A 16739-nucleotide genomic window follows, 5' to 3' on the forward strand; every position below is an offset into this window, starting at 1 on the left:
CATCAGGATGGTATCTGCATGGTCACGCAATGCAGACTGCCATGCTGCCGGGCGAGTTCGAGACAAAGGATGGGGACGACCTCGCGCTGTGGAAAAACCTCGGCCAACCGTTCCATGGCCACGGCATCGGCAGCGTCGTCGTAGGTGGGGAGGAGCACAGCACCATTGATGATGAGGAAGTTGGCGTAACTCAGGGGCAAGCGCGTGCCCGCTTCGTCGTAGCGTGCCCTGGGCCAGGGCAGAGGCACGAGGTGGTAGGCCCCGCCATCGGCGCGTGGAAAGCCAGCCAGCTCCGCCGCCATTTGCTGCAAAGGCGCAAAGTGGTTGTCGTCCGGATCGTCGCAGGACTGGTAGGCGATGGTGTCGGTGCTGCAGAAGCGGGCCAGGGTGTCGATGTGGGCGTCGGTATCGTCGCCCTCCAGATAGCCGCTCTCCAGCCAGAGCACCCGCTCGGCCCCCAGATACTCGCACAGGCGTGCGCTGATCTCTTCCCGCGACCATTGCGGATTGCGATTGGGCGAGAGTAGGCAGGCACTGGTGGTGAGCAAGGTCCCGGCGCCGTCGCTGTCGATACTGCCGCCTTCGAGAATCATGCCCAGAGTACGCAAGGGAAGATCGCCATAGGCACCGGCCTGGTGCAGGCGCCGTGTGAGCAGGTTGTCCCGGTCTGCTGCAAACTTGAGTCCCCAGGCATTGAAGCCGAAATCGAGCAAACGGCGGCGGCCATCCGGGGCACGCAGCGTCAACGGTCCGTGGTCACGGGCCCAGGAGTCGTTGCTCGGCGCCACGACGAAATGGCAGCGATCGGGACTGGCGCCGGCATCCAGCACCCGTGCGCGCGCCTCAGCCAGGCTCTCGGTATCGTGGCAGACCAGGAGTACGTCCTCGTGCTGGCTGATGGCCAAGGCAATCTGGGTGAATACGGGCAAGACCAAGGGCAGCCGCTCTGCCCAGTCCGTGTCCCGGTGTGGCCAGGTAAGCTGCACCGCAGACTGCGGCGCCCACTCGGCGGGTAGCGTAAAGGTCATGGTAATCTCCTCTGGGGATCCCATGATACGGCCTTCGCTGGCTTTTCGACAGAGCCGGCGGCGCGCTAGACTAGGGCCATGGCAGCCCCACAGGAACGTCTGGATCGACTCTTCTCTCGCCTGGGATATGGCAGTCGCTCGGAGCTGCGCGAATGGTTGCGGGCGGGACGGGTTTCGGTGGGGTCGCGGCCCGTTGGCTCGCCAAGTCTGCGTGTGGACCCCAAGTTGGTGCAGATCGACGGCCAGCCCCTGGACCACCCCGAGGGCCTCTACCTGCTCTACCACAAGCCCCGGGGCAAGGTCTGTGCCCACGGCGAGCCACGCAGTGTCTATGGCGATTTTCCCGCAGCCTGGAGTGTGCGGCGTCCGGCCATCAACACGGTGGGACGCCTGGATGCCGACACCAGCGGCGTTTTGCTGGTCACCGACGATGGCGGCTGGCTGCATCGTTGGACCCACCCCCGTCGGGCGGTACCGCGCACCTATCGCGTCGGCCTGGCGGAGCCCATCACCGACGGGGCGCTGGCGCAGTTGCGGTCGGGCAAGCTGCTGTTGGCTGGCGAGACCAGTCCGTGTCTGCCCGCCGACGTGGAGGTCCTCGCGCCACGACATCTGCGTCTGACCCTGCGCGAGGGGCGTTATCACGAGGTCCGGCGCATGCTGGCGGCCCTCGGCAATCGCGTCGACACCCTGCACCGCGAGGCCTTCGGTCCCTTCCGGGTGGACGATCTGCCGTCCGGCAGCTGGCGTCTGCTCGATCCCCACGAGGCCTCGCTGCCATGAATCCGATCTGGTCGCCGCACGTCACCGTTGCCGCCATCGCCGTCGATGATCGCGGTCGTTTTTTGTTGGTGGAAGAAGTCGTCGACGGCCGCCGCTGTCTGAACCAGCCCGCCGGCCATTGGGATCCCGGCGAAACGCTGCTGCAGGCGGTGGTGCGGGAGACCCTGGAAGAGACCGGTTACGCCTTCGCGCCCGAGTACCTGGTCGGAATCTATCACTGGGAGCATCCCCACAAGGATCTGACCTATCTGCGTTTTTGCTTTGCCGGCCGGGCCGACTCGCGGGACGAGTCGCGACCTCTGGACGTCGGCATCATCGGTCCACTCTGGCTCAGCCCCGCGGAACTGGAGGCGCGCCGCGACCAGTGGCGCAGCGGCATGGTCGGTCGCTGCATTGCCGACTACTGCGCGGGAGAGCGCTATCCCCTGGAACTCCTGCACTGCCTTGCCGCTGACGCCTGACGGCGACGCGCATTTTTGGTATATTCGGAAAAAATCTCATTGAGATACCCAGATGATTGACGCAGATGGCTATCGTCCCAATGTCGGGATGATCGTATGTAACGACCACAATCAGGTGCTCTGGGCCAAGCGCGTGGGCGAGAATGCCTGGCAGTTTCCCCAGGGCGGCATCGACGGCAACGAGACCCCGGAGCAGGCCATGTTCCGCGAGCTTCAGGAAGAAGTGGGTACCAGCAAGGTAGTCATTCTTGGGCGGACACGGGGCTGGCTACGTTATGAGGTCCCCTGCACACGGCAGCGTGCTGCGCGACGGCGCTACCGCGGTCAGAAGCAGATCTGGTTTCTGCTGCGTTTTCAGGGTAGTGAGGAGGACATCAACCTCGCTACGGCACACCCGGAGTTCGAGGATTGGAAGTGGGTGGACTATTGGCGGCCGGTGCACGAGATCATCGCCTTCAAGCGCCGCGTGTACTGGCAGGCCTTGCAGGAGTTGGCTCCACTCATCGGCACGGGACCGGCACCCATGCCGGCCCCGCGTTGTCCCGAGCCCGCCAGAGTGGGGTCGCGGGGACGCCTGAGAACGGCCACGAGAGCCGGCTGAGGCAGCAGCCGGACCCCAGAGTTCCGGCTTACTTCTTTTTGGACAGGCAGGAACGCATGAAGGCCTTGCGCTCCTCACCTTTCTTGCCCTTGGCCTGCTGATTGCACATGCGCATCTTTTCTTGCTGCGCCGTGAGCTTATGGGGTTCTTTCGCCTTTTCCTTGGCGGGCATCTGCGTCATGGGCATGTTCCCCATGGCGCCACCGTGGGTAGCGGCGTTGGGTTCGGCCGCGACGGCGGCACCGGCCAGCAGGAAGCTCAGGGACAGCAGGCTCGCACTGATCTGTTTCAACATGGTTTCTTCTCCGTCGTGTGGTGGGTACCGCGACCGGGATTGTAGCGTTTGGCCGAGAGTGCCAGCTAGGTGTAAGGCTTTGTATACACGAATTATGATGCTTGGAACGTTGCGGTCACATCGCCTGTCCATCCAGCGCCTGGGTGCGGTCCATGCAGACGCCGGAGTGCTCGAGGTTCGGTACGCACCGACCCGGGTCTCGCCGCGATGCTGCGGCGTGTGGCCTCCCAGCGCTACTGTCGCAGCCACAGAAGGGCAGGATTTTGGCTGAATCGGGCGGGCGCGTGAGCCGGATCGACGCCGGCCGCCGGCGGATCGAGGCGATCGCTGCAGACCTGCCTCCCGGTCGATTTCTACTGCTCAATCTGGCCATCGGTCTTGCCCATTTTCTGGTGCTCTTCAATGCGGGCGCCTACCTCGCCATGATTCCCGAGGTGGCCGGGGCCTTGGGCGTCAATGCGAACTTTGCCATCTGGCCACAGACGGATTTTTTTGTCGGCATGGCGTTGGCCGCGCCGCTGTCCCTGTGGCTTGCGGCACGGCAGGGGGAGTCGCGCAGCTTCCTCCTGATCTTTGCTGGCTTTGGTATCAGCGCCCTGGGCTGTGCCGAGACGACGGAGTTTTGGTCTTTCATCCTGGCCCGCTTCGCCATGGGTTTTTTTGGCGGTTTGAGCATTCCCCTGTCTCTCGCGATATTGCGGCATCGCTACCGCCCTGGCCACGAAAGACTGGTCAGGTCCCTTTGGGGCGTGGCGGCCCTGACCCCCTTCACCCTGGCGCCTGCCGTGGGCGGATGGCTCTGTACCTATTGGGGCTGGCGCAGCCTCTTCTATCTGGACGGACCGCTGGCCTTGGCGCTGACGGGCTTCGTCTTCCTTGCCCTGCGGGGTTTGCCGTCCCTGCCTGTGCGGGTGCGTTCGATGGACTGGCCGGGGCTCATGCTCTTGGCAGCGGCTCTCGCCACGACCCAAGTCACCCTGGACCTTGGGACCTACCTGGACTGGTGGCACAGCGCACACTTTTGGATCCTCACGGTCATCGTTGCGATCCTCTGGGTGACCCTGTGGCTCTGGGAGTGGCAGCATCCGCAACCGCTGGTGGCGTATCGACTCTTTCGCCATGGGAATTTTTTCCTTGGAGTGGTGGGTGTGTTTGCTGGTACCCTGCTTTTTCAGGGGATGATGGCGCTGCTCGTGGTGCAGGCGCAGTTGGTCTGGGGCTACACGGCCTTCCTTGCGGGAGTCCTGGTCTTGCCCATGGCCGTTACCGCCAAGCCCGCTTCCCTGATCAGCCAATGGGCGCTGAGGCACTGGGATGCCGGGCTATTGGCCGCCGTCGACCTGGCTGGGCTGGCCTTGAGTTGTTTTCTCATCGCTACTTACGACCGCGACGCCTCCTACACCGCCTTGCTCTGGCCACAGTTTGTCTTGGGTTTTTTTCTTGGCGGACTTTTTCTGCCTTTGACCCGGCTGGCGCTGGGTGCTCTGCCGGAAAGTGAGGCCGAACGGGGTCTTGGCGTATTCAACCTGTTCCGGGTTGCCGCCCAGGGCTACGGCATTCCCATTCTGGTGGGCTGGCTGGCGCGCGTGGAGCAGGAGGTCCACCATTTCCTGGTGGAGCCGGGTGTCGCATCGGCCCGCCCGTGGCAGGCGGCGACGCGTGCACTGTTGGCGCGGGGACTGTCGCCCCCCGCTGCCAAGCTACAATTGGCCAGAGAACTCAGTCGGCACGCGAGTTTTCTCGCCTTCAATGCCCTCTTTTACGCCTGTGCCTGGGCATTTCTGGCACTTTCTGCGTTACTTCTGATCTTTGCTCGACCGACGACCACAGCCGTGACACCGTCACCGGCCGAATGGATGCGTGAGAAAATGGCAGAGCCTGCATAAGTTCACAAACCTTTGGCACTTCTTTGGCGAGGGAGGAGTGCCATGCAGGTTCAACATGTCGGGTACCGGATCCGAGGGTTTTACCGGGTAGCGGGCTTGGGGCATCGTTGGGAGATGACTCCGAAAGATGCACAAGAGCGACTCAGAATTGTACAGTTCTGGGACAAACACGGTTTGGTGGCCGCCTGCGATGCCTTTGGGGTGTCCCGAAGGACGCTCTATCGGTGGCGAGCGGCCTTGAAGGCCGAAGGCGGCAATCCCGCCGCCCTGGCCAGCCAGTCCAGCGCGCCCAAACGCCGACGCAGCCCCAAGACCGACCCCAGGCTGGTAGCGGAAATCCGGCGGCTACGTATCCTTCACCCCAATCTCGGCAAGGACAAGCTGCACGTCCTGCTGCGCCCCTGGTGTGCGGAGAAGGGTATCGCGCTGCCATCGGTGTCCACCCTCGGCAGAATCATCGCCCGTGCACCGGATAAAATGCGCCACAGCCCCGCGCGCCTCGATGCCCGTGGTCGCCCCAAGCCTATGCAGCGTTCTCGCAAGCCGCGCAAGCCCAAGGGGGTGGCCACCACTGCCTTGCAGTGCCTGGCGGTGGACACTATCGAGCGGGTTCGCGACGGGCTGAAACGCTACCTCGTCACCTTCATCGACCCAGCCAGCGCCTTTGCCTTGGCCGTCGCTTTACCCAGCAAAGCCACACGCCACACCCAGGCGGCCCTCGCCGCCGTCCTGGATCTGCTCCCGCAAAAGCCCCAGGTGCTGCTCTCCGACAACGGCTCCGAGTTTGAGGCGGGCTTCGCCCAAACCCTCACGGAACAGCAGATCGCCCGTTGGTATACCTACCCCAAGACCCCAAAAATGAATGCCCATGCCGAACGCTTCAATCGCACCATCCAGGAATCCTTCGTCGACTACCACGAAGACCTGCTCTTCACCGACCTCGCCCGCTTCAACCAAAAACTCGCCGAGTGGCTCGTCTTCTACAACGCCGAACGACCACACCATCGACTCGGCCAACAACCACCGCTATCCTTCCTCCTGCAACATCAGCCCCAGTGCCAAAGGTGGTGGACGCATACAGAGCCTTGAACCGGTCGGGCGGCTGAGGTAATCTCGCGTTCATAATCTTATTGAAACGCGTTACTGCACCGTCTATCCTCAAATCCAGCGGTATTGGCCCACATGCCACCCATATCCATCTTTTCTTCGGCGATACCAGCATCGCCCTCCAGTGATATCCGAGGAGTTTTCTCCCATGAGTGACGCCATCCTATACGTCTCCGACGACAGCTTTGAGAACGATGTCCTCAAATCCAGCAAGCCTGTACTCGTGGATTTCTGGGCGGAGTGGTGCGGACCCTGCAAGATGATCGCGCCGATCCTCGAAGAGGTGGCCAAGGAATATGCCGATCGGGTTACGGTGGCTAAGTTCAACATCGATGAAAACCCCGCCACGCCGCCGCAGTACGGCATCCGCGGCATTCCCACGCTCCTGCTGTTCAAGAACGGCAAGCTCGAGGCCACCAAGGTGGGGGCGCTGAGCAAAGCGCAGTTGCAGGCCTTTCTGGATAGTCAACTTTGAATACGCCGCGTCCCCGCCGCAAGGCGCCCCGTGCGCCCAAGTCCTTTCCCAATGAAGATATCCTCGTAGAAGAAGAGGAAGCCTTTCTCCCCGCCCCCGGGGCCAAGACCATGAATCTGAGCGAGCTCAAGCGGAAGTCTGCGGCCGAGCTCGCGGTGATCTGTCAGGACATGGGTCTGGATGGCACCTCGAGGCTCAAGAAGCAAGAGATCATCTTCAATATCCTCAAGGCCCACGCCCGCAATGGCGACGCCATCTACGGCGATGGGGTGCTGGAGATACTCCAGGACGGTTTCGGCTTCCTGCGCGCGGCGTCCGGCTCCTACATGGCCGGGCCCGATGACATCTACGTATCACCTTCCCAGGTGCGGCGTTTCCATCTGCAGACGGGCGATACGGTGTCGGGACAGATCCGCCCGCCCAAGGAGGGCGAGCGGTATTTTGCCCTCCTGAAGGTGGAGAGCATCAACTTCGAGGGCCCCGATGCCACCCGCAACAAGGTCAATTTCGATGACCTGACGCCGCTCTTTCCAGAGGAGCGGCTGCGCCTGGAGTCCGACAACATTCCCTATGGCGAGGTGGCGCCGCGCATCATCGATCTCGTCTCGCCCATCGGTAAAGGGCAGCGCGGTCTCATCGTCGCTCCACCCAAGACCGGCAAGACCGTGCTCCTGCAGCAGGTGGCGCACGCCATCACCGCCAATCATCCGGAGTGCTACCTTATCGTTCTGCTCATCGACGAGCGGCCCGAGGAGGTCACCGAGATGCAGCGCTCCGTCAAGGGTGAGGTCGTCTCCTCCACCTTCGACGAGCCAGCCACCCGCCACGTCCAGGTGGCGGAGATCGTCCTCGAAAAGGCCAAGCGTCTGGTCGAGCACAAGCACGATGTGGTCATTCTGCTGGATTCCATCACCCGCCTTGCGCGGGCGTACAACACCGTCGTGCCGTCCTCGGGCAAGGTCCTCACGGGCGGCGTGGATGCCAACGCCTTGCAAAAGCCCAAGCGCTTTTTTGGGGCGGCGCGCAACATCGAGGAGGGTGGTAGCCTGACCATCATCGCGACGGCCCTGGTGGAGACGGGCTCGAAGATGGATGAGGTGATCTTCGAGGAATTCAAGGGCACCGGCAACATGGAGGTGCATCTGGATCGGCGTCTGGCCGAGAAGCGCACCTATCCGGCCATCAATATCAACAAATCCGGAACCCGCCGCGAAGAGCTGCTGGTCCCCGCCGACATCCTCAGCAAGATGTGGATCTTGCGCAAACTCCTGGCACCCATGGATCCTCTGGAGTCTATGGAGTTTCTGCTGGACAAGGTCAAGGCGACCAAGAACAATGCCGAGTTTTACGACTCCATGAATCGCTGAGGTCCCCGGCGGTGGCCCTCACGCTGGACGCACCGGTGCTCGGGGGCTATACTTTTCAGCTTGCAAAATTCACGAGCGCTATGCCATGAAAGCCGATATCCATCCCCGATACGCAGAAATCACCGTGACCTGCAGTTGCGGAAACAGCTTCAAGACGCGGTCCACCGCTGGGCGTGACCTGCACATCGATCTGTGTTCCGAGTGTCATCCCTTCTATACGGGCAAGCAGCGGGCCGTTTCCGCCGCCGGCCAGGTGGAAAAGTTCCGCAAGCGTTACGCCAACGCGGGCAAGTAAGCCGTGGCGGATGCGAAGTCCGCTCGGTCCCCGGATATCGGGGGTGGAGCGGCCGACGCGCAGCGGGCGGAAGCACTGCGCTCCAGGGCCCTTGCCTACCACGCCGCGGCTCCTGCGGGCAAACTCGCCATCGAGGTGACCAAGCCGTGTACGACCCAGGCGCAGTTGTCTTTGGCCTACACCCCCGGGGTCGCAGCGCCGGTGCGGGAGATTGCGCGGGATCCTGAGTTTGCCTACGACTACACGGCCAAAGGTAATCTCGTCGCCGTGGTAACCAATGGCACCGCGGTTTTGGGGCTGGGGCGGGTAGGCCCGCTGGCGGGCAAGCCCGTCATGGAAGGCAAGGCGGTGCTCTTCAAGCACTTTGCCGGTATCGATGCCTTCGATATCGAGGTGGAAGCACGGGATGCCGATCACCTCATCGACGTCGTCACCGCCATCGCGCCTGGCTTAGGTGGCATCAATCTCGAGGACATCGCCGCCCCGGACTGCTTCCGCGTGGAGCGCGAACTGCAGGAGCGCCTGGATATCCCGGTGTTCCACGACGATCAGCACGGCACGGCCGTCATCGTCGCGGCCGCCCTGCGCAATGCCCTGATCGTTCAGGAAAAGAACCTAGAGTCGGTAAAAGTGGCCATTGTCGGTGCGGGAGCTGCGGGCGTGGCCATTGCGCGCATGCTGCAATCCATGGGGGTTCAGCGTTGTTTCCTGAGCGACGTGCATGGGGTATTGCATCGCGGTCGAAAGGATCTAAGCCCCTGGCACGACGACCTCGCGGTGGCGCCCGAGGACTGGACGCTCGCCGAGATGCTCGCGGATGCAGACGTCGTCATCGGCGTGGCGGTGCGGGGCGCGATTCCCGAGGCTGCACTCCCAACCCTGGCGCCGCGTCCCGTGGTGTTTGCCCTCGCCAATCCAGACCCCGAAATCGACCCACGTCGGGTCCGGCAACTGCGTCCCGACGCGGTCATTGCCACCGGTCGTTCGGATCTGCCCAATCAGGTCAATAACGCTCTCGGTTTCCCGTACCTCTTTCGCGGTGCCTTGGACTGTCGAGCGCGCCGCATCGACACCGGGATGTTGCTGGCTGCCGTGGATGCCCTTGCCGACCTGGCTCGTGAGCCCGTGAGCGACGCGGTGCTCGCCGCCTACGATCTGGCTCCGGACAGTCTGCGCTTCGGGCCGGAGTACATCATCCCCAAGGCTCTGGACCCGCGCCTGCGCGAGCGCGTGGCCGCGGCCGTTGCGGCGGCGGCTCGTCGCAGCGGCCAAGCGCGCCGCTGAGACGGCCTCCGGGTCACGCTTTTTGCGGTGACTCGGAGCCCTCGCTACAATCCAACACCGTGCTGTTTTTCTGGCGGGCCTCGGGCCCGCAGTCCGTCGCGAGGTACCCATGCGTTCCGATACCATCAAAAAAGGTTTTGAAAGGACTCCCCATCGCTCCCTGCTGAAGGCCTGTGGGGTGACCGACGCCGATATGGATAAGCCCTTCATTGGCGTGGCCAACTCCTACATCGACATCATCCCGGGCCATGTCCATCTGCAGGAGTTTGGACGCATCGTCAAGGAGGCGATTCGCGCGGCAGGCGGGGTTCCCTTCGAATTCAACACCATTGGTGTGGACGACGGTATCATCATGGGACACGATGGGATGCGCTACTCCCTGCCCAGCCGCGAGCTCATCGCCGATGCCATCGAGACGGTGGTTCAGGCCCACCACCTGGACGCCCTGATTTGCATCCCCAACTGCGACAAGATCGTCCCCGGCATGCTCATGGGCGCGATCCGTTGCGATGTGCCCACGGTCTTCGTCTCGGGCGGGCCCATGGAGGCGGGGCATCTGGCGGACGGTACGCCCATCGATCTGGTGACGGCCTTCGAGGCCGTCGGTCAATTCAAGCGCGGTCAGATCGACGCCCAGCGACTCAAGGAGATCGAGGACAAGGCCTGTCCCACCTGCGGTTCCTGTTCCGGCATGTTCACGGCCAACAGTATGAACTGCCTCATGGAGGTGCTGGGGGTGGCACTGCCGGGCAACGGCACCATTCTGGCGACGGCCAGCGCGCGGCGGGATCTGGTGCGTCGGGCAGCCGAGCGGGTGGTTGCCCTGGCCATGGCGGGTGGGCCCACCATGCGGCAGATGGTGGACTTCGAGGCCATCGACAATGCCTTCATCCTCGACATGGCCATGGGCGGATCCACCAATACGGTGCTGCACACCCTGGCCCTGGCGCGGGAGGCGGGCGTCGACTATCCCTTGGCTCGTCTCAACGAACTGGCTCAGCAGGTTGCCTATCTGGCCAAGGTCTCGCCGGCGTTGTCTACGGTGCACATCGAGGATATCGGCCGCGCCGGGGGTATCCCGGCCATCCTCCACGAGGTGCACACCCGCAACCCGCGGGTCCTGCACCTGGACAAGCCCACCGTGAGTGGCCAAAGCCTGCGCGAGATCGTCGAGGCGGCGCGGGTCAAGGACAGCAAGATCATCCGTCTGGCGACGGAGCCCTTCTCGCCCACGGGTGGTTTGCGGGTGCTCTTTGGTAATCTGGCGCCGCAGGGCAGCATCGTCAAGGTGGGAGCAGTCTTGCCGGCAATGCGCCAGTTCAGTGGCCCGGCCCGCATCTTCGAGAGCATGGAGTCCGCTTCGGAGGGGATTCTCGCGGGGCAGGTGCAGCCTGGCGATGTGGTGGTCATCCGCTATGAGGGACCCAAGGGTGGCCCAGGCATGCCGGAGATGCTGACGCCGACGGCCAACATCATGGGCATGGGCCTGGGCGAGTCCGTGGCCCTCATCACCGATGGCCGCTTCAGCGGCGCCACCCGCGGTGCCTGTATCGGTCATATCTCGCCGGAAGCCGCAGAGGGCGGACCCATCGCCCTCATCGAAAACGGCGATATCATCGATCTGGACCTCGATGCGGGCAAGATCGACGTGCGTCTGAGCGAGGCGGAACTGGCCCGGCGGCGCAGTCAGTGGCAACCCCTGGAAAAACCCCTTACCTCACCCTGGCTGCGTCGCTATCGCAAGCTCGTCACCAATGCCGCCATGGGCGCCGTGCTGGAGTCTTGAGGCCGATGGGTGCTGCGTCGCGACAGGGCATTGGTGTCTATGTGGACGCCGAAAACATCCGCTACAACGGCGGCTACGCCATGCGCTACGATGTACTGCGGCGCTTTGCGGGGCGCGGTGACGATGCACGCCTGTTGCGTCTGAACACCTACATGGCCATCGATGAGGAGCGTCTGCGTCGGGATCCGGACTATCGCGATGGTATCCGCGGCTATCAGCAGGCGGTGCGTGACCTGGGCTGGAAGATCATCGAGAAGCCGGTGCGCTGGTTCACGGACGAAGAGGGGAATCGTCTGTCCAAGGCCAATGCCGATCTGGACCTTGCGGTGGATGTCATGCTGCAGTCCGAGCGCCTCGACCAGGTACTCCTGGTCACTGGCGATGGGGACTTTCTGCAGGTGGTGCGCGCCCTGCAGAACCGCGGTTGCCGCGTCGAGGTGCTGGCCTTTCGCAACGTCTCCCGGGACTTGCAGCACGAGGCGGATGCCTTCTACTCCGGTTTCCTGATCCCGGGCCTCTTGCCTGTGCGCGGCGACACGCGGGTGGCCTGGGGCGAATTCGGCTCGCGCATCCGCGGTATCTGCACGCGCTGGGAGGAAGAACGCGGTTTTGGTTTCGTGCGCTTCCTGCGCCAGATTTCCGATCGCCTGTGGGTGACGGATACGCGCCAGGAGGAATCGCCCTACGCCTCTGCCTTTCTGCATATCTCCGATTTGCCTCGCGATCTGGACGTGTCGGATCTGCCCAGCCGCGATATCGTCCTGGAGTTCGATCTCGAGCCCAGCGAGATGGAGCGCGGTGGATTCGTCGCCAAGCGCTGCTCCGTGCCCTATCGCTACGACGGCCGTCCACTGCCCACAGGACAGGCCGGACGCAATGCCGCCGAGACGACCACACTCCAGCAGACGGCGTCGGAACCGGTCGGTGAAGCGGCGACGGGGACTTCGTCGGGGGTTGCCCATGGCGAGGTTTCCGGGCCAGCGGAGGCCGTACTGGATGCCGGTGCAGAGGACTGATCCAAAGTCCCTTTCGGGACGGCACCCCTTTCCTCAGGTTTCGTCCACGGAGCGGATGAACACGGCGCTGCGCCGTTGCAGGTTGTACAAGGCCTGACGCGGCATGGGCAGGTCGCTGATGTCGGCCCGTTGAAAGGCCCGCTCAAGAAACCAGTGACTGCTCTGGGTGCTGAGGACGAAAAGGCGGCGAAGTCCCTGTTGTCGCGCCTGTAGCAGGCAGTACTCCAGCAGGGCCTCGCCGCGTCCCTGGCGGCGATAGGCATCGTCCACCGCAAGACAGGCCATTTCCGCCATGCTGAATTCCGGGTAGGGGTAAAGGGCGACGCAGGCGATGATCTTGCCGTCGCGTTCCATGACGATGAAACGGTCTATCTCTTGCTCGAGGCGCTCGCGACTGCGGCGTACGAGGATGCCCGCCGCTTCCATGGGACGGATGAGGGCGAGAATGCCCGGAATATCCTCGAGCCGAGCGCCTCGTAGGTGCTCGAAGGGATCTCGGGAAATCATGGTGCCCAGGCCATCGCGGGTGAAGAGTTCGCGCAGCAGGGCGCCATCCACCCGCCGCGGGATGAGGTGGACCCGATCCACACCGGCGCTGCAGACGCGGCGCGCGCTGTGCAGATGCTCGAGGACGGCGGGATCGGCCTGGGGAATATCCAGGAAGCCATCGATCTCCGAGAGGGTGATCTGCCGGGTGAGCTGTCCCGCCGCATCCACCACGCCGGGAGCGTCGGTATAAAAAATGAGTTTGGCGGCCCCCAGGGCAGAGGCGGCAGCCACGGCGACGTCCTCGGCGCGGATGTTGAACAGTGTCCCCGTCGGCGACACGCCCACGGGGGAGAGCAGGATGACCTCGTCCGCGTCCAGGTGCCGACGCATGGTCTCGACGGCGACGCGGCGCACGGCTCCGGTATATTGGTAGTCCACACCGTCGAGAATGCCCAGGGGGCGGGCGATGATGAAGTTGCCGCCGATGACCTCGAGACCGGCGTGGGCCATGGGCGAGTCCAGACGGCCCTCGGAGAGGATGGCTTCCACCTCCAGGCGCGCCCCGCCCACCGCTTCCCGTAGTGCGGCCATGATGGCCGCCGTCGTAATCCTTTGGCCGCCGACCCGCTGCGATTCCAGACCGTGGCGAGCGAGCGCAGCATCGATCTGGGGCCCGGCGCCGTGCACCAGGACCAGGCTCACCCCCAGGCTATTGAGCAGGGCGAGATCTTGGGCAATGCCGGCGACGCTGCCGTCGGCAATGGCGTCACCGCCGAAGTTGATGACGAAGATCTGGCCGCGAAAGCGGTGGATATAGGGTGAGGATTCCCGAAAATGGCGGACGAAGCTCTCACCGGCCATGTTTAGCGGACGGCAGGGCGCTGCCTAGAGTACCACCGGACGGCTACGCCCGGTGCTGCGCCGGGCCGCGCGTTGCGCGTGCTCGTCGGGGGTCCAGGCGCGAATGGCCAAGGCATGGATGTGCGGGATACGGGCGCTGACATCGTACACCAGGCGATGGCGGTCCAGGGCCGACAAGCCCTCAAAACGACGACTGACGACGGTCAGCTCGTAGTGCCCACCTTCACTGGCACCGCTGTGACCGGCGTGTGCTTCGGTGCGGTCGCGGACTTCCAGGAGCTCGGGCGTCAGCGCTTCGCGCAGGGCTTTTTCCAGCAGGGTTTTGCTCATGGGAATACCACCTTGTAGGGACGTACACTGACGTCGGCATAGACACCGGCAGCAAGGTACGGTTCCGCCGCAGCCCAATGCTGGGCCTCTTCCAGGGACTCGAAGCGAGCAACGATGAGACTGCCCAGATAACCGGCGCTGCCGGGATCGTCACGGTCCACCGCCGGGAAAGGGCCCGCCGTCAACAGGCGACCTTCGGCCTGAAGTTGATGGAGCCGGGCCAGGTGATCGGCGCGGGCAGCAGCCCTCTTGGTCAGGGAGTCGGGATTGTCGATGCCGATGATGCAATAGTACATGGTCGGTTCCAGCGCGATGCGATGATGGTTCTATGGTAGCACAGGGAGGGACGGGACGACCCCGTTCGGGCGCGCCTAGGACTTGCCACCGTCGCTGCTTTCCGCGGGCAAGGCGCGGGAGATGAGTACGGCCTGAAAGACGACGAAGATCACCGTCAGGGCCAGCAGACCAAAGAGTTTGAAATCCACCCAGAGGCTGGTGGGCAGTGTGTAGGCAACGACCAAGTTCAGCACGGCACCGAAGAGGAAAAAGGCGATCCAGTAGGCATTGAGGCGGCGCCAGAATGCCCCCGGCAGGGTGGCCGGCAGCTGTGCGCCCATCAAGCGCTGCAACAAGGGCTCGTCACGCCAGTGGGTGAACAGCAAGGCAGCCGCGAAAAGGAGATACAGGATGCTGGGTTTCCACTTGATGAAGAGATCGTTGTGCAGATAGATGGTCAGACCGCCGAATATCAGGATCAGCAAGGTCGACACCCAGGTCATGGTTTCCACCCTTCCCTGACGGCGCCACTGCCACAGCATGAGCAAAACGGAAGCGACGATGAGTACCTCCGTTGCCGTGTAGATGCCGTGGAGCTTGTAGACCACGAAAAAAAGCAGGATGGGCAGAAAGTCGACCAGGAGTTTCATGACGCCGCGATTCGCTGTAGGGTTAAGGTCCGTATTTGAGCATAGCGGGGAGGATTTGCCCAGTGGAAGGTCGGGAGTTCCTGGAATGGCTTGCGCACAGTATGGAGGGGCAGGGATCCGCTGCGGGTCCCGATTTTGCCGACAGCATCGCCGCACGCTGGCGCCATCGCCCCTGGGGCGGGCACCTGGAGGCGGTGCGACGTGCCGATCTGCCCGACCTGGACAGTCTCTTGGGCATCGATGAAGCCAAGGCGACCTTGTTGGAGAACACCCGCCAGTTCGTAGCCGGATTGCCTGCCAACGACGCCCTGCTCTGGGGTGGGCGTGGCACCGGCAAATCCTCTTTGGTCAAGGCCCTCCTGGGAGCTTTCCACCCGAATGGTCTGCGTCTGGTAGAACTGGATGCCGCCGGCATTCTCGATCTGCCCGAGATCCTGGCCGCTTTGGCGGTAGCCGACCCAGAGGCACGCTATCGCTTCATCCTCTTCTGCGACGATCTGTCCTTTGGCAGTGAAGATCCCGCCTACAAGGCCCTCAAGTCCCTGCTGGATGGTGGGGTGGAGGCGCGGCCGGAAAACGTCCTGCTCTACGCCACCAGCAACCGACGGCACCTGCTGCCGCGCCACTTTGCCGACAACGAGGAATACCATCGCCACGGTGAGGAGATCATCCCCGGGGAGACGGCCGAGGAAAAAATCAGCCTGTCGGAGCGCTTTGGCCTGTGGCTGGGTTTCTACCCCTTCGATCAGGAACAGTATCTGCGTATCGTCGCCGAGCACTTACGCCTTTTGGGGAGCAACGCCGACAGCGCGCTGTGGCGCGACGAGGCCCTGTGCTGGTCGTTGCAGCGCGGCTCACGCAGTGGCCGGGTGGCGCGGCAGTTTGCACGCCACTGGGTCGGATCCCGGGCCTTGGCCGGGGGCCAGGGTTTTGGGTCTTAGGCCGGGGCGCGGGAACGATCGAGATGCTTTTGGATGGTGCCCAGCAGCTGGGCGTGAATCTTGATGTTGCCGGCGACGATGTTTCCCGACTCCAGATAGCTTTGCTCGCCGTGAAAGTCCGTCGCAACACCGCCGGCCTCCTGAACCAGCAGAGCACCCGCCGCCATGTCCCAGGGTTTGAGATTGAACTCAAAAAAACCGTCGTAGCGCCCGGCGGCGACGTAGGCCAGATCCAGGGCCGCAGAGCCGGCCCGGCGCAGTCCGGCGGTGTGCTGCATCAGGTCCTTGAAAATGGCCAGGTAGTCGTCCAGATAGCTGAAATCGCGAAAGGGAAAACCGGTGGCGATGAGACTCGGATCCAGGTCGCGCACCGCCGACACGCGCATACGGCGATCGTTGAGGTGCGCACCGCTGCCACGACTGGCCGTAAAGAGTTCATTGCGCAGAGGATCGAAGATGACGGCGTGTTCGAGGCGGTCGAAGTGGCGTACCCCGATGGAAACGCAGAGGGTTGGTACGGCGTGGATGAAGTTGGTAGTGCCGTCCAGAGGGTCGATGATCCACTCGTAGTCGCGATTGGCGATACGGCTACCCTCCTCGCCGAGGATACCGTGATCGGGGTAGGCGCGCTGGATGGTCTCGACGATGACGGCCTCGCAACGCTGGTCGATTTCGGTAACGAAGTCGTTGTGCCCTTTGCTGGATACCTGCAGTTCGTTGACCCGATCGATGGCCCGGTTGATGATGTCGCCCGCCTTGCGCGCAGCGCGCACGGCCGTAACGAGAATGGGGTGTTGCATGACAACTC

At 63.4% G+C, this 16739-nt stretch carries 19 protein-coding genes; 12 read left to right on the forward strand and 7 right to left on the reverse strand.

Annotation, left to right across the window (positions count from 1 at the left end):
* Positions 1 to 2: 2 nt before the first annotated feature.
* Complete coding sequence (locus tag ACAty_RS03925; protein WP_004871016.1) at positions 3 to 1028, reverse strand: agmatine deiminase family protein; 1026 nt, start codon at positions 1026 to 1028, stop codon at positions 3 to 5.
* 78 nt (positions 1029 to 1106) lie between these two features.
* Between ACAty_RS03925 and ACAty_RS03930 the strand changes: the two genes are divergently transcribed.
* Genes ACAty_RS03930 through ACAty_RS03940 form a run of 3 tightly spaced genes read left to right on the forward strand, consistent with a single transcriptional unit; the run spans position 1107 to position 2873 of the window.
* Positions 1107 to 1811, forward strand: a complete 705-nt coding sequence (locus ACAty_RS03930; RefSeq protein ID WP_004871017.1) for a pseudouridine synthase — start codon at positions 1107 to 1109, stop codon at positions 1809 to 1811.
* A complete protein-coding gene (locus ACAty_RS03935; RefSeq protein ID WP_004871018.1) occupies positions 1808 to 2272 on the forward strand; it encodes an NUDIX hydrolase in 465 nt (154 codons plus the stop codon). Before ACAty_RS03930 ends, ACAty_RS03935 begins: the two co-directional genes overlap by 4 nt.
* Positions 2273 to 2324: 52 nt before the next feature.
* Complete coding sequence (locus tag ACAty_RS03940; protein ID WP_004871020.1) at positions 2325 to 2873, forward strand: RNA pyrophosphohydrolase; 549 nt, start codon at positions 2325 to 2327, stop codon at positions 2871 to 2873.
* Positions 2874 to 2901: 28 nt separating this feature from the next.
* Here ACAty_RS03940 and ACAty_RS03945 read toward each other — a convergent pair whose 3' ends face one another.
* A complete protein-coding gene (locus ACAty_RS03945) occupies positions 2902 to 3168 on the reverse strand; it encodes a PsiF family protein (RefSeq protein ID WP_004871021.1) in 267 nt (88 codons plus the stop codon).
* A gap of 284 nt (positions 3169 to 3452) precedes the next feature.
* On the opposite strand from ACAty_RS03945, the gene ACAty_RS03950 reads away from it, so the two are divergent.
* From ACAty_RS03950 to ACAty_RS03985, 8 genes are all read left to right on the forward strand, one after another.
* A complete protein-coding gene (locus tag ACAty_RS03950; protein ID WP_004871022.1) occupies positions 3453 to 5054 on the forward strand; it encodes an MFS transporter in 1602 nt (533 codons plus the stop codon).
* A gap of 42 nt (positions 5055 to 5096) precedes the next feature.
* A complete protein-coding gene (locus ACAty_RS03955) occupies positions 5097 to 6143 on the forward strand; it encodes an integrase core domain-containing protein (protein ID WP_038471648.1) in 1047 nt (348 codons plus the stop codon).
* Between the two features lie 166 nt (positions 6144 to 6309).
* Positions 6310 to 6636, forward strand: a complete 327-nt coding sequence (trxA, locus tag ACAty_RS03960) for a thioredoxin TrxA (protein WP_004871024.1) — start codon at positions 6310 to 6312, stop codon at positions 6634 to 6636.
* Positions 6633 to 8003 carry a transcription termination factor Rho gene (gene rho, locus ACAty_RS03965; protein WP_004871026.1) on the forward strand — a complete coding sequence of 457 codons (1371 nt, stop codon included), beginning with the start codon at positions 6633 to 6635 and terminating at the stop codon, positions 8001 to 8003. Before trxA ends, rho begins: the two co-directional genes overlap by 4 nt.
* A gap of 85 nt (positions 8004 to 8088) precedes the next feature.
* Complete coding sequence (gene rpmE / locus ACAty_RS03970) at positions 8089 to 8298, forward strand: 50S ribosomal protein L31 (RefSeq protein WP_004871029.1); 210 nt, start codon at positions 8089 to 8091, stop codon at positions 8296 to 8298.
* A gap of 3 nt (positions 8299 to 8301) precedes the next feature.
* Complete coding sequence (locus ACAty_RS03975; RefSeq protein WP_082179237.1) at positions 8302 to 9582, forward strand: malic enzyme-like NAD(P)-binding protein; 1281 nt, start codon at positions 8302 to 8304, stop codon at positions 9580 to 9582.
* 109 nt (positions 9583 to 9691) lie between these two features.
* Positions 9692 to 11368, forward strand: a complete 1677-nt coding sequence (gene ilvD / locus ACAty_RS03980) for a dihydroxy-acid dehydratase (protein WP_004871034.1) — start codon at positions 9692 to 9694, stop codon at positions 11366 to 11368.
* 5 nt (positions 11369 to 11373) lie between these two features.
* Positions 11374 to 12384 carry a LabA-like NYN domain-containing protein gene (locus tag ACAty_RS03985; protein WP_004871035.1) on the forward strand — a complete coding sequence of 337 codons (1011 nt, stop codon included), beginning with the start codon at positions 11374 to 11376 and terminating at the stop codon, positions 12382 to 12384.
* A gap of 33 nt (positions 12385 to 12417) precedes the next feature.
* Here ACAty_RS03985 and argA read toward each other — a convergent pair whose 3' ends face one another.
* The 4 genes from argA to ACAty_RS04005 all read right to left on the reverse strand — a co-directional run bounded on the left by argA (position 12418) and on the right by ACAty_RS04005 (position 14990).
* Positions 12418 to 13734 (reverse strand): amino-acid N-acetyltransferase, encoded by a 1317-nt coding sequence (argA, locus tag ACAty_RS03990; RefSeq protein ID WP_004871037.1) that lies wholly within the window; start codon positions 13732 to 13734, stop codon positions 12418 to 12420.
* A 24-nt stretch (positions 13735 to 13758) separates the two neighbouring features.
* Complete coding sequence (locus ACAty_RS03995; protein ID WP_004871039.1) at positions 13759 to 14064, reverse strand: BolA family protein; 306 nt, start codon at positions 14062 to 14064, stop codon at positions 13759 to 13761.
* Positions 14061 to 14360, reverse strand: a complete 300-nt coding sequence (locus ACAty_RS04000; protein ID WP_004871041.1) for a YciI family protein — start codon at positions 14358 to 14360, stop codon at positions 14061 to 14063. Before ACAty_RS04000 ends, ACAty_RS03995 begins: the two co-directional genes overlap by 4 nt.
* 75 nt (positions 14361 to 14435) lie before the next feature.
* Complete coding sequence (locus ACAty_RS04005) at positions 14436 to 14990, reverse strand: septation protein A (RefSeq protein WP_004871042.1); 555 nt, start codon at positions 14988 to 14990, stop codon at positions 14436 to 14438.
* Between the two features lie 62 nt (positions 14991 to 15052).
* On the opposite strand from ACAty_RS04005, the gene ACAty_RS04010 reads away from it, so the two are divergent.
* Positions 15053 to 15931: an ATP-binding protein gene (locus tag ACAty_RS04010; protein WP_004871044.1), complete on the forward strand. Its 879-nt coding sequence runs from the start codon at positions 15053 to 15055 to the stop codon at positions 15929 to 15931.
* Here ACAty_RS04010 and ACAty_RS04015 read toward each other — a convergent pair.
* On the reverse strand, positions 15928 to 16731 hold the full coding sequence (locus ACAty_RS04015) for an inositol monophosphatase family protein (protein ID WP_004871045.1): 804 nt from the start codon (positions 16729 to 16731) through the stop codon (positions 15928 to 15930). The two genes, ACAty_RS04010 and ACAty_RS04015, sit on opposite strands and share 4 nt — an antisense overlap.
* Positions 16732 to 16739: the final 8 nt, after the last annotated feature.

Origin of the sequence: Acidithiobacillus caldus ATCC 51756 (genome assembly GCF_000175575.2) — a bacterium.
In the GTDB taxonomy this organism is placed as follows: domain Bacteria; phylum Pseudomonadota; class Gammaproteobacteria; order Acidithiobacillales; family Acidithiobacillaceae; genus Acidithiobacillus_A; species Acidithiobacillus_A caldus.

What these genes read in the sequence shown, in the direction of transcription:
- ACAty_RS03945 (WP_004871021.1), bottom strand. Translation starts at nt 3,168, where the DNA reads ATGTTGAAACAGATCAGTGCGAGCCTGCTGTCCCTGAGCTTCCTGCTG.
- ACAty_RS03995 (WP_004871039.1), bottom strand. Translation starts at nt 14,064, where the DNA reads ATGAGCAAAACCCTGCTGGAAAAAGCCCTGCGCGAAGCGCTGACGCCC.
- argA (WP_004871037.1), bottom strand. Translation starts at nt 13,734, where the DNA reads ATGGCCGGTGAGAGCTTCGTCCGCCATTTTCGGGAATCCTCACCCTAT.
- ACAty_RS03935 (WP_004871018.1), top strand. Translation starts at nt 1,808, where the DNA reads ATGAATCCGATCTGGTCGCCGCACGTCACCGTTGCCGCCATCGCCGTC.
- ACAty_RS03925 (WP_004871016.1), bottom strand. Translation starts at nt 1,028, where the DNA reads ATGACCTTTACGCTACCCGCCGAGTGGGCGCCGCAGTCTGCGGTGCAG.
- ACAty_RS03985 (WP_004871035.1), top strand. Translation starts at nt 11,374, where the DNA reads ATGGGTGCTGCGTCGCGACAGGGCATTGGTGTCTATGTGGACGCCGAA.
- trxA (WP_004871024.1), top strand. Translation starts at nt 6,310, where the DNA reads ATGAGTGACGCCATCCTATACGTCTCCGACGACAGCTTTGAGAACGAT.
- ACAty_RS04015 (WP_004871045.1), bottom strand. Translation starts at nt 16,731, where the DNA reads ATGCAACACCCCATTCTCGTTACGGCCGTGCGCGCTGCGCGCAAGGCG.
- ACAty_RS04000 (WP_004871041.1), bottom strand. Translation starts at nt 14,360, where the DNA reads ATGTACTATTGCATCATCGGCATCGACAATCCCGACTCCCTGACCAAG.
- ACAty_RS03940 (WP_004871020.1), top strand. Translation starts at nt 2,325, where the DNA reads ATGATTGACGCAGATGGCTATCGTCCCAATGTCGGGATGATCGTATGT.
- ACAty_RS03955 (WP_038471648.1), top strand. Translation starts at nt 5,097, where the DNA reads ATGCAGGTTCAACATGTCGGGTACCGGATCCGAGGGTTTTACCGGGTA.
- rpmE (WP_004871029.1), top strand. Translation starts at nt 8,089, where the DNA reads ATGAAAGCCGATATCCATCCCCGATACGCAGAAATCACCGTGACCTGC.
- ACAty_RS04005 (WP_004871042.1), bottom strand. Translation starts at nt 14,990, where the DNA reads ATGAAACTCCTGGTCGACTTTCTGCCCATCCTGCTTTTTTTCGTGGTC.
- ACAty_RS03930 (WP_004871017.1), top strand. Translation starts at nt 1,107, where the DNA reads ATGGCAGCCCCACAGGAACGTCTGGATCGACTCTTCTCTCGCCTGGGA.
- ilvD (WP_004871034.1), top strand. Translation starts at nt 9,692, where the DNA reads ATGCGTTCCGATACCATCAAAAAAGGTTTTGAAAGGACTCCCCATCGC.